We start from the raw sequence: 15,376 nt of genomic DNA, 5'->3' as shown, positions 1-15,376 counted from the left end.
CTGGAGCCGTTCGGATGTCCTTTGAAGGAGTATTTCCTTACCTGGTCTCGCCGCTCAATCAGAGCGGCGAGGTGCGGGGCGATGTGATCGAAGCTCTGGTCGAACGCCTGATCACGGCCGGCGTCCACGGTCTGGCGCCGCTCGGCAGCACCGGCGAGTTCGCCTATCTCGATGGACGCCAGCGGTTGGCTGTGGCGAAATCTGTTATCAAGGCCTCGAGAGGACGCGTCCCGGTCATTCCCGGCGTGGCTTCGACCTCAACCGCCGACGCGGTTTCGCAGACCCGTGCAATGGTGGAGGCCGGGGCGGACGGTATTCTTGCCATTCTCGAGGCTTACTTCCCCATCGAGGAGGATGGCGTCGAGGCGTATTTCACCGCGATTGCCGAGGCGGCCGAGGGTCTGCCGGTCGTGCTCTATACCAACCCGAACTTTCAGCGCTCCGATTTGACATTGCCTGTGATCGAGCGACTGAGCCATGTCGAGAACATCCGCTACATCAAGGACGCCTCGTCGAATACAGGTCGTCTCCTGTCGATCATGGAACGGACCAAAGGTCGGCTCGAGGTCTTCGCGGCCTCCGCCCATATTCCGACTTGTGTCATGATGATCGGCGGCAAGGGCTGGATGGCGGGACCGGCGTGCATCGTGCCGGAGCAGAGCATCGCGCTCTACGAAGCCGCGAAAGCTGGCGACTGGGGCCGCGCGATGGAGTTGCAGCGACCGCTCTGGCGGATCAACGAACTCTTCGCCCGCCATTCTCTGGCTGCATGCATCAAGGCCGCGCTGGAGCTGCAGGGCTTCGAGGTCGGTGATCCGGTTGCCCCGCAGAAGCCGCTTGGCGCTGCCGCGCGCGATGAAGTGGCTTCGGCGTTGCGCGACTTAGGGGCGCTGTAGACCCACAGGCTCGGACAGCGAGATTCCCAAGGAACCAGTATGATAACTCCTACTCCCGTCATCTTCGATTGCGACCCGGGGATTGACGACAGCATCGCCTTGCTCGGTGCATTCGTCGCTCCCGAACTCGACATTCTCGCGATCACGCCGGTTTGCGGCAATCAGCCGCTTGATCGGACCGTGCGCAACGCGCTGCAGATCTGCGAGCTGGGCGGTCGTGCCGACATCCCGGTTCATGCTGGCTGCCATCGTCCTTTGTGCCGCGAGCCGATCCATGGGCAGTTCCACGGCACCACTGGTCTGGGGAGCACCGTGCTGCCCGATCCGCGCAAGACGGTCGAGGCGACCACGGCGGTTGAGGCGCTGATTACGCATCTCGGTCGTGCAGCACGCGGAGAGCGGAGCAAGATCACGATGTGCTGCCTTGGTCCGTTGACCAATCTGGCGCTGGCGTTGCGGATCTGTCCCGAGATCGCCGGCGGCATCGAGCGGATCGTGATGATGGGGGGGGCCTTTCGCGAGCCGGGCAACCGGACCCTCACCTCGGAGTTCAACATGCTTGCCGATCCGCATGCCGCGCAGATCGTGTTCGCGGCAGGAGTTCCGATGACGACACTCGGACTCGACGCGACCCATCAGGTCATGCTGCTGCCGGACCATGTCGCGATGTTCGCGCAGAAGAGCGGCCGGATCTCGCAGACCGTGGCGGAACTCATGGCATTCTGGGACCGCAACGATGTCCGCCGTTACGGGTCCCGCGGGGGGCCGCTACATGATCCGCTCGTGACGGCCTGGATGCTGAGCCCGAACTTTTTCGAGAGTGCGCCCGCCCGCGTGTTCGTCGAAACCGAAAGCCCTCTCTGCCTCGGACAGACCGTGGCGGACTGGTATGGGAAATCGGGCGAGCCCGCGAATGTCGATGTCGTGACGAAGGTGGATGCGCAGGGGGTCATCGACCTCTACCTTGACCTGATGTCCCGCTACGAGGAGCGCGGCGCTGCATGACCGTCACGCGGATCATCATAGACACCGATCCCGGCGTGGACGATGCGGCGGCCATCTGGCTGGCACTGGCCTCGCCCGAGATCGAGCTTCTGGGCGTCACCGCTGTGGCCGGGAACGTGCCGCTCGAGGCGACATATGCCAACGCCTGCCGCATCGTGGGTCTCTCCGGACGTGCTGATGTGCCGGTCATGGCCGGTGCACGGGGTCCGCTGCTGCGTGACCAGGTCTTCGGGAAATACGCCGCCATTGGCGCCTTTCCGGAAGCGTTGGTGCCCGACAGCGGCATGATATCTTCGGATGAGAACGCCGTGGCCTTTATCGCCCGAACCGCACGCGGTGCCGCCCGAGAGGGTCGTCCCGTCACGATCTGTGCCATAGGGCCTTTGACCAATGTTGCCATGGCCTTGCGGCTGCACCCCGAGGTGGCGCAGGGCATCGAGCGGATCGTCGTCATGGGCGGTGCATTTCGTGCGCTCGGTCACCGCACGCCGTGGGCCGAGTTCAACGTCTACGCGGATCCGCACGCGGCGCAGATCGTCTTGGGTTCCGGCGTTCCCATAACGATGTGCCCGCTCGACGTGACTCTTCAGGCATTGTTCACGGCGACGCATGTCGAAAAGCTTCGGGAGCAGGGAGGTGCGCCCGGATGCGCTCTGGCCCGCCTGGTGACCGAATTTGACCGCAGCGATCCCGAAAAATACGGTCGCCCTGGAGGACCGCTTCACGATCCCATGACAATTGCCTGGCTCGTCGCGCCCGAGCTTTTCTCGGGGCGGCGTGCCGCCGTGGGGGTCCAGGTGGGCGGGAGCACGAGCGGCCACACCTACGCAGATTTCAATGACAGTCAGGCACGAACCACCGTCATGACGGATGTGAACGAGCCGGGCTATATCGCGCTGGTTGTCGACCGGATCGCGGCGTTGGGCGCCGCGTCGGAGAGAACCGCGCAGGAGGAGACTAGACAATGAGCGGATACCTGTTCAGCCGACTACTTCAGACCGCCGTGACGCTGTTCGTCATGTCGGTGCTGGTCTTCGGCGGCCTGCACATGGTGGGCAACCCAGTGGACGTGCTGTTGAGCCCCACCGCAACACCTGCGGAACGTCTGGAAGTGATCAAGTCCTTCGGCCTCGACCGGCCCGTGTGGGAGCAATACTGGATCTTCCTCAAGAACGCGCTCACCGGAAACCTCGGCAATTCCTTCGTGTTCAACCAGCCTGCGCTGGACCTGATCCTGCAGCGGATGCCGGCAACTCTGGAGCTGGCTGCTGCTGCCTTGCTCATGGCGCTGGTGCTGGGCATCCCGCTGGGCATTTACGCCGGGCTCAAACCCAACGGTTGGTTCGCCAAGTCGATCATGACGTTCTCGATCCTCGGCTTCTCACTTCCGACCTTCTGGATCGGTCTGGTGATGATCATGGTCTTCGCCGTGCAGCTCGGATGGCTGCCATCATCCGGACGCGGGGACACGGTGGATGTGCTGGGAGTGCCCGTCAGCATCTTTACAATGGATGGGCTCGCCCACCTTGCGCTGCCCGCCTTCAACCTGGCGCTCTTCAAGATCTCCTTGGTGATCCGGATTACCCGTGCAGGTGTGCTCGAGACCATGCAGCTTGATTTCGTCCGCTTTGCCCGGGCCAAGGGGCTGCCCGAAAAGCGCATCGTCACGGTGCATGTGCTCAAGAATACTCTGATCCCGCTCATTACCGTCATCGGTCTCGAACTCGGTTCGCTTATCGCCTTCGCGGTCGTGACCGAGACGATCTTCGCCTGGCCCGGAATGGGCAAGCTGATCATCGACGCCATCGCGGTGCTCGATCGGCCCGTCATCCTCGCTTACCTGATGATCACCGTCGTGATGTTCAGCCTAATCAACCTCGCCGTCGACATCCTCTACTCGGTGGTCGACCCGCGCGTCCGACTGGAGGGCAACTGATATGACCGACGTCTCCAAGACCGCTTCGGTTCACACCGGCGGCAAGACCGACAAGAGCAGAAGCCACTCGGTTTCGCCTTTCCGTATCATCATGGGCAAACTGGTCCGCGATCCGCTCGCGCTCACGGGGCTCGTCATCGTCTCGATCCTCGTCCTCGCCGCGGTCTTCGCTTCGGTCATAGCGCCGCAAGATCCGTATGATCTCGCGCAGCTCGACATCATGGACGGCCGGCTGGCGCCCGGCGCTGAGAGCTTCACCGGCATGACCTACCTGCTCGGCACCGATGATCAGGGCCGGGACCTCTTCAGTGCCATCCTTTACGGGTTGCGCACGAGCATCCTCGTCGGTGTCGCGAGTGCGGCCATCGCTCTCCTGATCGGCGCCGCCGTGGGCCTGCTGAGCGCCTACGCCGGAGGGCGGACCGACGCCTTCCTGATGCGCGTGGTGGACATCCAGCTTAGCTTTCCGGCGATCCTTGTGGCGCTGATCCTGCTTGCGGTGCTGGGGCAGGGGGTCGACAAGATCATTCTCGCGCTGGTGGTGACGCAATGGGCATACTATGCCCGCACCATTCGGGGCTCTGCCCTGGTCGAGCGCAAGCGCGCCTACGTCGATGCGGCACGTTCGATGGCGCTGCCCGATCGCAGGATCCTGTTCCGGCACATCCTGCCGAATTGCCTCGCACCGTTGATCGTCGTGGCAACCATGCGCGTGGCCTACGCGATCATGCTCGAGGCGACCCTGAGCTTTCTCGGCATCGGCTTGCCGGTCACTGAGCCGTCGCTCGGACTTCTTGTGTCGAACGGGTTCGAATACATGCTCTCGGGCGACTACTGGATCAGCTTCTTCCCGGGTGTGGCGCTGCTGATCCTCATTGTGGCGATCAACCTCATCGGTGACTCGCTGCGCGACATTCTCAATCCGCGCCGGGAGGGCTGATCATGAATAACCCCATTCTTTCGGTTCAGGACCTTACCACCTCGTTCCGTGTGGACGGCCAATGGCGGGACGTGGTGCGGGGCGTGAACTTCGACATCGGTGAGCGCGAGACGGTGGCCGTCGTGGGTGAATCCGGCTCCGGCAAGAGCGTCACCGCCATGTCGATCATGCGACTGCTCTCGCCGGGAAATTCCCGCAGTGCCGGACGTATCGAGTTCGAGGGGAAGAACCTTCTCGACATGCCGCTCGATGCGATGCAGTCGATCCGCGGCAACCGCATTGGCATGATCTTTCAGGAGCCGATGACATCGCTTAATCCGGTGCTCAAGATTGGCGAGCAGATCACCGAAGTGCTGCGTCAGCACCGCGGCATGGACGGCGCGCAGGCAGAGGCCGAGGCGGTGCGCTTGCTCGACAGGGTTCGGATACCGTCCGCGAAACAGCGTCTGAACGAATACCCGATGAACTTCTCGGGCGGCATGAGGCAGCGGGTCGTGATTGCGATCGCGCTGGCTTGCTCGCCGAAGCTGCTGATCGCCGACGAGCCGACGACCGCGCTCGACGTGACAATCCAGGCCCAGATCCTCGAATTGATCAAGACGCTGCAGGAAGAGGAGGGCATGTCAGTGCTCTTCATCACGCACGACATGGGGGTCGTTGCCGAGATCTCGGACCGCACCGTGGTGATGTTCCGCGGCGACGTGGTCGAGACTGCGTCCACCGCCGAGATATTCCGCGAGGCGCGTCATCCCTATTCGCGCGCTCTGCTCTCTGCGGTTCCGCAACTCGGCGCGATGACTGGAACCGACAGGCCGCTGCGGTTCCCACGGGTCGACATGTCTTCCGGAGAGATCCAGTCGCCGCCTGCAACGGCGGACACCGTGCGCGCCGACGCGCCGCCTGTGCTCAAGGTCGACAACCTCGTGACGCGGTTTCCCGTTCGCAAGGGGATCCTGCGCAGGGTCGTTGGTCGCATCCATGCGGTGGAGGACCTGTCATTCGAATTGCGGCAAGGCGAGACCTTGTCGCTCGTCGGCGAGTCCGGCTGCGGCAAGTCGACCACGGGGCGCTCTCTCATCCGGCTCGAGGAACCTGCGGGCGGCGCGATTTCGGTCGCCGGTCAGGATGTGCGTGGCGCTGGTCATTCGGATCTCACGAAAATCCGGCGGGATGTGCAGATGATCTTCCAGGATCCGTTCGAAAGCCTCAATCTGCGGATTCGCATCGGCGACGCGATCGCCGAGCCGATGATCACTCACGGACTGGCCACCCGCCGCAATGCCGAGGCCAAGGTCACCGATCTGCTCGAGCGTGTCGGGTTGTCGGGCGACATGATCTCGCGTTTTCCGCACGAGTTCTCGGGCGGTCAACGTCAGAGGATCTGTATCGCGCGCGCTCTGTCCCTGGAGCCGAAGCTGATCATCGCCGATGAATCCGTGTCGGCTCTGGATGTCTCTGTGAAGGCGCAGGTGATCAACCTCATGCTGGACCTTCAGGAGCAATATGGCCTGGGGTATCTCTTCATCAGTCACGACATGGCGGTCGTTGAGCGCATTAGCCACCGTGTCGCGGTGATGTATCTTGGAGAGATCGTCGAGATCGGTCCGCGTGCGTCGGTTTTCGAGAATCCTCAGCACCCCTACACGCGCAAGCTCATCGCGGCGGTGCCCATTGCCGATCCATCCCGCCGTCAGCGGCGTCTGGCGACTGCTGACGAAATTGGAAGCCCCTATCGATCGGCCGATTTCGTGCCACCGAAACGCCATTACCGCGAGGTGGGCGATGGCCATTTCGTGATGGTTGATGCTAGCGAGGTGGCTGCATGATTGTCACCTTCGGCTCGATCAACGCCGACCTGATCTTCGATGTCGAGACCCTGCCGACCGCAGGGCAGACCTTGATGGCAAAGAGCCTCCACACCGAGCCAGGTGGGAAGGGGGCCAATCAGGCGCTTGCCGCAGCACTGGGTGGCGCGGAAGTCCACATGGTGGGTGCCGTCGGCAAGGATGGCCTCGCCGACATCGCCCTGCAAGGACTGCGGCGGGCGGTGGATGTCAGCCTCGTGGCGCGTCTTGAGGCACCGACGGGCTGTGCCTCCATCCATCGTGACCAGGACGGGCGGAACGAGATCGTCGTGGCGGGCGGAGCGAACCTCGCCGTTTCGTCGGACCTCGTGGACGACGCGCCGCTTGATCGGGCGAGCGTTGTCCTGTTGCAGATGGAGAATGACCCGCGAGAGACCGCGCGGCTGATCCGTCGATGCCATGAAAGACGGACCCTCAGCATTTTGAACCTTGCGCCTGCCTACCGACTCGATGCCGAAGTGCTCTCGCTTTGCGGACTTGTGGTCGTCAATGAGGATGAGGCAGAGGCGATGGCCGGCTGGCTTGGCTGCGGCAAGACTGCCGCGGCCCTCGCGGAGGCCACCGGAACCGGCGTTTTGCGCACGCTCGGGGGCGATGGGGCAGAGCTGGCCTGGCGCGGCGAGCATGTCTCGGTTCCCGCAGTCCCCTGCAAGGTGCAGGATACCACGGCTGCCGGAGATTGCTTCGTCGGCACCTTCGCGGCCGCTCTCGACCGCGGCCTGCCTCTCGCGGATGCCATGCATCGCGCAGCGGTGGCTGCGTCCCTCACCTGCGCCCGCAAAGGAAGCCAGGAAAGCATGCCGACCGCAGCGGACGTCGATGCTCATGCGAGCCTCGTCTCTGGGTGAGCGCGGCGCGGTTCTTGCGCCGCGCCGGCTTGAACCTGACCTCGAACGAGCTTCTGGTGCGGTCTGGACTTGGCGATCTTGGGATCATGCGGCGAGAAGATCACTCTCGAGCTTCGCGAACATCGAGACATCCTCCTCAGCGTTCTCGAAGAGATGCCCGTAGACGTCCATCGTCATGGTGATCGACGCGTGACCAAGTAGCGTCTGGATCTTCTTCGGGTTCCAACCCTGCTCGATGAAGAGCGACGCAGCGGCGTGTCGCAGCGCATGCAGACCAAACTTCGGCTCACCGGCTGCGTCGACGATGCCGTTCGCGACGAGCATGGGCTTGAATACGCGATTGTAAATGTTCGAGTAATTCTGGATCTTGCCCGCGCCGTTCGGGAATACAAGGTTCTGCTCTGTCACGGGCACCGTTTCTTGCCATTGCGCGAGTGTGTCGCGCACGAGCGGTGCCATCGGGATGTCACGGTGGCCGGCCCGGCTCTTGGGCTTGCCGAGGACGCAGTGCTCGTCGGCGCGCTGGCGAACATGCACAAGGCCGCGGTCGAGATCGACATTGTCCCAGGTCAGTCCGCGCAACTCCGAGATCCGCATCCCGGTGAAGATCGCGGTGACGAACATGGCGCGGTGCGAAGCGGGCGCGTTCCCGACAATCACCCTGATCTCCTCTTTCGTCGGGATGACGCGCTCGTCGCTTTCGGTGCGGCGCCGGCGGCGCATTTTCACATCGGTGGCGACGTTGTGCTCGATCCACTCCCGCTCAACGGCTTCGGACAGCACGGCGCGCAGGCTGACCATGACCTTGCGCACGAGTGCTTGCGAGATGCCGTCATCAAGCAGCTCGTGCATGAAATCCCGCACCTGACCCCGGGAAAGGTCGCCGAGCAGAAGATCACCTATCTTCGGTTCGATGTGAACGCGCGCGTGGCTGCGGTAGGCCTTCAGGGTTGATCGCTCGAGCTGATTGCGTTCGCAGGTCTTGAGCCAGCTCTCGCAGGCGTCGGTCACGGTTTTCGTCATCGTCTGGGGCATCTTGGCCTCTTCTTCGTTGCTGATGACTACATTATACTCTGCGTGGGCGCGTCCGTCGGGTGGAAACGCCGAAACCTCAATTTTTTCCATATTTGTTAGGGTGTTGGCGCTCTTGTCTCGCCGCTCTCGGCGCGACTGAGAGCATGCGATCTAGAACAGTTGTTGAACGTAACTTATACAGGATTTTGCCATTCTTAATCTTATACGGGGGCAGGGTTGGCGCTTTCGCATCAACGTAGTCGCAACGCAAATGCAAAGAACTTTCACCGGATACCTGCTAGCAACACACGGACGGCGTCGCCTGCACCGCGACCATCCAGCCGTTCGCCAACAGATCGCCAACTTGGAGGCATTTGCCAAGCAACGGAGCCACCATTCAGAGCTCGAGACCCAAAGAAGGGTCTTTATCGCCGACTACGCGCGATCGGTGCGTGGGCTGAATTCGTTGCCGCGGCTTCGTGACTATCTCCAACAAGGCGGACCGATCTTCATCGACGATGCCAGCCGGCTATTCCGGGCTTGTCCTGATGCCGCCACTCAGCGCGCACTATGGGAGGAGTTGACCCCATATCACTCCGCGATCTTCCACCTGCGCTTCATGAAGCCCTTGTCAGAAATCACGGGCACGAAAAGGGAACTCTTGGTGCGTGGAGCGCTAAGAGCAGATTACTTTCTCGCTCCGCGGCGGCGGTCACAGCTTAAACTTGAAGACCGTCGCGACCAAACGGCTTTGGCGACCACAGCGTCATCGAAAGCTAGGCGGCGAGCTTCGCGCGAGGCCGGCGAGCAATTGTCGCGCGTGAAGGCATCGATTGAAAGCGGTGGCGAGACCGCGACGCTCACGAAAATCGCGGCGCGTGCAAACGATGAGGGCCTACGGACCTCACGCGGGACGCTATGGCGAACTGATAGCGTGTCTCGCGCACTGAAAAGATACGACGGGGTCGAGGAGCAGCGCTAGGGCCATCATAAGCGCGCCAGGTGCGTGCCGCGCGACTATCTTGAGCAAAGGGGGCAGACGAGACGGGACGCACACCTACGCGCGGTTCTGCGAGTTACAGCGCCCGGCATCGAAAACGCGGGAGCATTGGCTCTCGTGGATCGAGGTAACATGCCTTGCCCGCCTCTCAGCCTAGACGCGTCGCCTGAAGCATGCGAGCAAGATGGTCTAAGAGCGAGAGGGGCGAGCGCAGATGAAAGAAGACGAGCCGAATGTCGTGATGTCGGGAAAGTGCCAGACCGTCACATTGAGCGGTTACCCCTTCTCCGTCGAGATCTACCGCCTGGAGACGGAGAGCTTGTGGACGCTCGAGGTCGTCGACTGCGACGGGACAAGCCACGTCTGGGACGACCAGTTCCGCTCCGACAAGGACGCACGCACCGCAGCGCTCGAGGCCATTCGGAGCGAAGGTCCGATCGCGTTCATGCGCGGCAGCAATGTCATTCAATTCCCGCAGGACTGATCGGGGCAGGGCGCGCAGGTTTGGGGGCGGTTGCTCGAGATACAAGGATTGGGACGTTGGGCGGCGGCCGACACATTGCTTGCGCCACGGCCGAAGCGAAGCCTTGTATCCCGTCGCAGGGTGACGACGGGCATCGGCGGGGCGCAACTCGGCCTCTTTTCCTGACATTTTTGCAGCCATAGGCGGTGCGGCTCATCGCGCGGGGCGCGCGCATCTCCCGCCAACCTGGCTTGGTCCTTGTGGTCACGGGGCTGTTCGCAAAGCTGAGCGCTCCACGTCAGTCACTGCTGACTGTTTAAGGTAAGCATCTCGGATCTCGCATCTGTGCCTCAGGTCTCTGTCCCCGTTCCTGCGCGCATCCTTCGGTCCCTGGTCTCCCGAGAGGACCGTCACACCCGCTTCTCTCTCTTCGCCTTTCCATGAGCATCAGCCCTCGCATAGAACGCGGCGCTCGAGGCCAGTAGAGGGCAGCGTCTTCACCCATCTTCAAACTGCTTCATCATCTGCTTAAGCGCGCGGCCGATGCGATCGTTGAGCTCACTGTATGCGACGCAGTGGCCACGGGGGCCGAGCTGCCGCACGAGTCTTCCGTCTCCGTGCCGCTTTCCCGTCGCTCGGTCGATCGCGTTGTTTCCCAAGTCGCAGAGCTTCACGCCGATGACGCCGGTCTTCTTGAACACCTCGACCAGCTCCGGTTCTGGCTCTCCGCTCGGAGCGGCTTTGAAGGTCGGGCATTCAAAATCGAAGAAGACAGCGCGGAGGCCTTTCCAGTAGCGTCGGCTGAAATCGTCCACTGTAAACAGGTCGAGCTGCTCCGGGATTGTATCACCCTCAAGCGTCGTGCTCTCGAGCGTGACCTCGATCCGGGATCGTCGGTCCTTCGGCGACAGTTTCACCCGGGGCTCCCCGTCCTTGTCCCTCTGGTCCGCGACTTTGTCCTGCAGCCTGTAGCTCATCGGGCGGCTTCGTTTGCCGAGATAGACCGTCGCGTTCACAGGCGCGGCGAGGTGATTGGCTGGGTCTGTCGCGGCGAGAAGCAACCGCGGCACGTCCTTGAGGTTCCTCGGACCTCGCTGTCCCTTCGGTCGTTCGATCTGGTGTTGTCCTTCACCGTCATTAAAGCGAAGCGAGTCGCGCTTCTCGGTAAAATCACCCGTCTCGAAGATCTGCTCCGGTGCGAAGTGCTTGCGCAGCAACTCCGACATCTGCACCCGGCGCAGGGCGAACTCCAGATTATCTTTCACCTTGCTCGGACGCGGATAGATGTCGATGGCAAGCTCGAAGCCCATTACCCGGTGCTCGGCTCGACCGTCCTCGACCGGCACGTCATAGCGTCGGGCGAGTTCGTCGAGCACCTTCGATAGCCTTTGGAGCGTCGGATCCTGTATTGTGAGCTTCATCTCGCGGGTGTAGCGATCTCCGCCTTTCTTGAGCGGGTTGACTGACACGCCGCCGAGCTCTGGCTGGTTGAGGCGTTTCTTGATCGACTTGCCGACGTTCACCGTGGCCTGTCTCTTGGGCAGCGTGACGGCGATCGCGATCCAGTCGAGCACCGCGCTGAACCTGTAGTTCGTCAGGTCAATGAGCGGCGTGGCCCGGATCCTGCCGTTCGTGACGGGCTGATCGCTCACGTGCGCTTGAAGCTCGTATCGCAGCGTGCGCTGATCGGAGGGCACTGCACCAGCGTCGCGCTCTTGCGTGAGTTCGATCGGGATCTTGAAGCTGTGCGGCATGGCGTCCAGTGCGTTGTGGAGCCGGTCATCTATGATCCGATCTCGGTCCGCACAAGTATGCAGAAACACGACAAAATCAGCTTATTTGGTGCGATCCTCAAATCGGCCGCTGAAGCGCGTCTGACCCAGAGGGCGCTTAGGGTAGCTTCCGGGGTGAGGTGCCCACTTGGCGGCGAATCTGAGGGCTGTCAGGGCATTTTGAGTGCCGAAGCGCGCCAGCACTGAGCCGACGCGCTCGATTCCCGCGATGTCAGACCATCTTTTCGACGTCGCCCTCCCAGACGTCGAGCAAGAGCCCGAGCATGTCGCCGTAGTTGCGGCGCTCTGTCTGGCAGATCGCCTTGAAGCGCTCCACGACCGCGCCGGGCGCGCGGATGTTGACTTGGATCTCCTGCACCGGCGAGGCGGATGCTGCGAGCACGGCCCATGTCTCTGGCATATACTCGGACATTGCGACACGGGTCAGCGCCAGCGGGTCGATGCCGGTGGCGGCGGCGAAGGCCGGGATCCGCTCGATCGGCATGCGCATCTCGCCGGATTTCAGCATGGAGATCACGTTGCCGCGCTCGAGACCCATGTCGGTGGCGATCTCCCGCAGCGTCTTCCCGCTTGCCTCGGCGGCGTCGGTGATCATGCGGGCGGTGGGGCTGGTGGTCATGTCGAACCTCTTCATCTCGTTGCGTTTGACGCGATGATAGAAGGCGCTGCGTGCGTCCTTGTCGCAGCGTGGCTGAAGGATGTCCTAGGCGAGGTGGGGGTGGCCTTGAGGGCCATGCTTGGTCTGGGGCGTGCTACCTAGTCGGTTCCTTGGACTTTCGGTCTCAGTTGCCCCTCCTCAGTTCCGCCGACAGCTTCGGGCGAGCCAGCCTATGAAACTTGACCTGCCCCCTGCCGGGCCCTCATTCATCACGAGAGTCTGCATATTGGGTTTGGGTATTCGGCTTGGCCGTCCGGCGCGCTTGCCGCGGCGTCTGGTTGGCCAGGCGTGAGACAGATTGATCTTCATAGCGGGACGATGAAGAGGCGGGCGGAGCCTCGGATGGCGTCCCGTTTTCGAAGGTCGGGTCGCTGCCGCTGGTCGTCAAGGGCACCGAGCGAGCATCGCGACACAGAGGACGGATTTCCCTAAACAGAACTTCTCGCCTACGTCCGACCGTGGACTGGGCCGTTGTCGCGACGCGTCGCGGCGAACCGGTCGAAGAGATCGCGCTCACCCATTTGCCCGCCTTTCAGCATGATGCGCATGTGGTCTCTTCGCGGTGACGGGTGACTGGCGAGGCAGATACAGACGCCCGGGGCAAGCCCGTGTTCGAAGGCGAGCGCTTCGAACCCCAGCTGCGCGCAAATGCGGCTTGAGGTGTCGCCGCCCGCGAGGCCTAGATAGCCGATCTCGGTGCCCTCCAGCAGGGTTGCCACGAAGGCGGCGCAGCGGTCGGCCAGCCCATCGGGCGACAGCCCGTAATCGGCATCCGGCAAGAGATGAACGAGCGTCGGAGTGCCGGTGCTCAGGAGACGCTGTGCCTGCGCGATCAAGGCCCCAGACCGCAGTGCCTCGGGCGTGAGGGGCAGTCTTGTGTAACTCTTGGCTTCAGCGACCTGCGCCGACGTGGTCTGCGAGCGGCTGCCGGCGAAGAGCAGAAGGTTGTTCGAGGCTGGTAGTGGCAGGTGGGCGGAGGCAGCGCGATCCGTGCCAGCGCCGAGGATCTCGGCGACCGAACTTGCGCCCACAAGAAGCTGTCGCCCTCCGGCGAGGCGCAGGACCTCGGTGATCCTCGTAAGGTCGTCTGGGTGGGTGGCGTCGATCAGCGCCGGACGGGTGCGAAGAGTCCTGGCCGCGCTTGCCGGGTCGCGAAGATCCGAGATCGAGATCAGATCGAGTCCGGTGAGGCCCTGCGCGGCGAGGTGGCGGCGCAGATCGGCCTCCCGCATCGGGGTCACCGGGTGCCGGCTCATGATCGGATGGCGGTCGATGCGGTGCGTCTCGCCGTCGGGTCCGCGGGCAAAGAGCGTGCCGAAGGCGCAATGGCGTCCAAGGCTGGGCTGGCCGCCGATCACTGCCACCACGTCCGGCGAGAAGCGGTCGATCAGCTCTTGCGTCACGGCGCCGATCGACCCCACCTCGGGCGCGGAGTCGAAGGTCGAGCAGACCTTGAAGTGGATCACCTCCGGCGCTTCTGCCGCGACGCGTGGCCAGAGGCTGGCGATTTCGTCTCGCGCGCGTTCGGGCGCCAGTGAGCGCAGATCCGTGGGCAGGCCGAGCGCCTCCAGCCCGTCGTTGCCCGCGTCGCCCAGCACCATCCGGGTGGACATGCCGGCCCGTTCATAGGTCGCGAGGCTGTCCGACGCGCCGGTGAAGTCGTCGCCGATGAAGACGATCCGTGCGCCCATCTCAGCTTGATCCGAAGAAGTTGAGCGCCGCGGCCAGCGCCGGGCGGTCGGCCTCGTCCTCGGCCAGCGATCCCCCCGAGCGGAGCACGTCATACGCTTCGCGGAGCGAGGCGATGCCCGCTTCCGGCCCCTGCGGGTGGGCGAGGATGCCGCCACCACACATGAACATCAGGTCGGAGGACTGTGCCGCCTCCAGCGTCTGCGGCAGGGTGCCGGCCCACTGGCCGGACGAAAAGGCGGGCATGACCCGGTCATCGGGGCCGTCATTGCTGAGCGGCGCGAGGCAGGCGCGGGCGGCGCCGGTGACTTCCTCAGCGGTGTCGACGAACTTGCCGCCGATGCCGTGCACGTGCATGTGGTCGATGCCCGACAGACGAAAGAGCGCGTGGTAGGCTTGGAACCCCATTCCAAGCAGCGGATGGCGGCTCATGGCGCCAAAGCCGTTTCGATGAGCGTGGATGGCAAGCGGGGTGTGGGTGCGCAGGCTTTCCATGCCCGACAGGCCGCACCAGTTGAGACTCGCCATGACGCTGGAGCCACCCTCGCGCGCCACCAGATCGGCGTGACGGCGCATGGCGTCGGTCTCGTCGGTGATGTTGAACGCCATCATCACCTTGCGCCCGGTGCGTTCCTGCCACTTGCGGATCACCGCCATCACGGCTGGCACCCGCTCCGCCAGCGGCGCAATGTCGGGGTTGGCGCAAACCTCGTCATCCTTGATGAAGTCGACCCCCGCAGCGCAAAGCTGATCGACCAGTGAGGCAATCTCGTCCGGTCGCATCCCGACATTGGGCTTGATGATCGTCCCGAAGATTGGGGTGTCTGTTACGCCGATGCTTTCGCGCGTGCCGGCGATGCCCTGCGCCGGGAGTTCAAAGCGCGCGCGGTAGGCTGCCGGGATCTCGAGCGAGAGCAGCTTCAGCCCGGTGATCTCACCGATATCGAAGAGGTTGCCCGACACCGTCGCCGCCAGCGTCGGCAGGTTTCGCCCGATATTGCTGGTCGGAAAGGCGATGCGGATGCGGGCGCGGCGGAACGGTCCGGCGGGCTGCTTCCGGGCGATGTAGGCCGAGTGCAGCGTCGCGGCATCCACGCTGTCCAGCTCTTCGATCGAGAGCACCTCGGCGGCGGCGCGGGCGCGCAGCTCGTCGGTTTCTCCGGCGACGCGCACGAAGGTGCCCGAGCTTTGCTCGCCCGCCATCATCGCAGCCACGTCGGCGAGCGGGTAGGGGGTCTCGAGGAGGTATTCGGCGATAATCCGTTCCAT

At 63.4% G+C, this 15,376-nt stretch carries 13 protein-coding genes; 8 read left to right on the top strand and 5 right to left on the bottom strand.

Features of this window, described 5'->3' with window-relative positions:
• Window positions 1-14 precede the first annotated feature (14 nt).
• From LCM15_RS07370 to LCM15_RS07340, 7 genes are read left to right on the top strand one after another with little or no spacing between them, the layout of a single operon-like run.
• A complete protein-coding gene (locus LCM15_RS07370; protein ID WP_224854961.1) occupies window positions 15-896 on the top strand; it encodes a dihydrodipicolinate synthase family protein in 882 nt (293 codons plus the stop codon).
• Between the two features lie 39 nt (window positions 897-935).
• On the top strand, window positions 936-1,901 hold the full coding sequence (locus LCM15_RS07365) for a nucleoside hydrolase (RefSeq protein ID WP_224854959.1): 966 nt from the start codon (window positions 936-938) through the stop codon (window positions 1,899-1,901).
• Entirely contained in the window at window positions 1,898-2,869 is a 972-nt protein-coding gene (locus tag LCM15_RS07360; RefSeq protein ID WP_224854957.1) for a nucleoside hydrolase, read from the top strand. The genes LCM15_RS07365 and LCM15_RS07360 overlap by 4 nt, the downstream gene beginning before the upstream one ends.
• Window positions 2,866-3,837 carry an ABC transporter permease gene (locus LCM15_RS07355; RefSeq protein ID WP_007799042.1) on the top strand — a complete coding sequence of 324 codons (972 nt, stop codon included), beginning with the start codon at window positions 2,866-2,868 and terminating at the stop codon, window positions 3,835-3,837. Before LCM15_RS07360 ends, LCM15_RS07355 begins: the two co-directional genes overlap by 4 nt.
• A 1-nt stretch (window position 3,838) precedes the next feature.
• A complete protein-coding gene (locus LCM15_RS07350) occupies window positions 3,839-4,777 on the top strand; it encodes an ABC transporter permease (RefSeq protein ID WP_224854955.1) in 939 nt (312 codons plus the stop codon).
• 2 nt (window positions 4,778-4,779) lie between these two features.
• Entirely contained in the window at window positions 4,780-6,603 is a 1,824-nt protein-coding gene (locus LCM15_RS07345) for an ABC transporter ATP-binding protein (RefSeq protein WP_224854953.1), read from the top strand.
• The gene (locus tag LCM15_RS07340; protein WP_224854951.1) at window positions 6,600-7,490 is read left to right on the top strand and encodes a ribokinase; all 891 of its coding nucleotides are present in this window, start codon (window positions 6,600-6,602) and stop codon (window positions 7,488-7,490) included. Before LCM15_RS07345 ends, LCM15_RS07340 begins: the two co-directional genes overlap by 4 nt.
• A gap of 84 nt (window positions 7,491-7,574) precedes the next feature.
• Here the strand turns inward: LCM15_RS07340 and LCM15_RS07335 are convergent, their stop codons facing one another.
• The gene (locus LCM15_RS07335; protein WP_224854949.1) at window positions 7,575-8,525 is read right to left on the bottom strand and encodes a tyrosine-type recombinase/integrase; all 951 of its coding nucleotides are present in this window, start codon (window positions 8,523-8,525) and stop codon (window positions 7,575-7,577) included.
• 1,193 nt (window positions 8,526-9,718) lie between these two features.
• Here LCM15_RS07335 and LCM15_RS07330 point away from each other — a divergent pair.
• Entirely contained in the window at window positions 9,719-9,988 is a 270-nt protein-coding gene (locus LCM15_RS07330; protein ID WP_224854947.1) for a hypothetical protein, read from the top strand.
• 476 nt (window positions 9,989-10,464) lie between these two features.
• On the opposite strand, the gene LCM15_RS07325 is transcribed toward LCM15_RS07330, so the two are convergent.
• From LCM15_RS07325 to LCM15_RS07310, 4 genes are all read right to left on the bottom strand, one after another.
• Window positions 10,465-11,721, bottom strand: a complete 1,257-nt coding sequence (locus tag LCM15_RS07325) for a hypothetical protein (protein ID WP_224854945.1) — start codon at window positions 11,719-11,721, stop codon at window positions 10,465-10,467.
• Window positions 11,722-11,971: 250 nt separating this feature from the next.
• Window positions 11,972-12,379: an XRE family transcriptional regulator gene (locus tag LCM15_RS07320; protein WP_224854943.1), complete on the bottom strand. Its 408-nt coding sequence runs from the start codon at window positions 12,377-12,379 to the stop codon at window positions 11,972-11,974.
• 485 nt (window positions 12,380-12,864) lie between these two features.
• Window positions 12,865-14,109 carry a four-carbon acid sugar kinase family protein gene (locus tag LCM15_RS07315; RefSeq protein WP_224854941.1) on the bottom strand — a complete coding sequence of 415 codons (1,245 nt, stop codon included), beginning with the start codon at window positions 14,107-14,109 and terminating at the stop codon, window positions 12,865-12,867.
• Window position 14,110: 1 nt separating this feature from the next.
• Window positions 14,111-15,376, bottom strand: coding sequence for a RuBisCO large subunit C-terminal-like domain-containing protein (locus LCM15_RS07310; RefSeq protein WP_224854938.1), 1,266 nt, complete (start codon window positions 15,374-15,376; stop codon window positions 14,111-14,113).

This window comes from Salipiger bermudensis (genome assembly GCF_020171625.1).
In the GTDB taxonomy this organism is placed as follows: Bacteria; Pseudomonadota; Alphaproteobacteria; order Rhodobacterales; family Rhodobacteraceae; genus Salipiger; species Salipiger bermudensis_B.
This window is presented reverse-complemented; position numbering and strand designations above follow the sequence as displayed.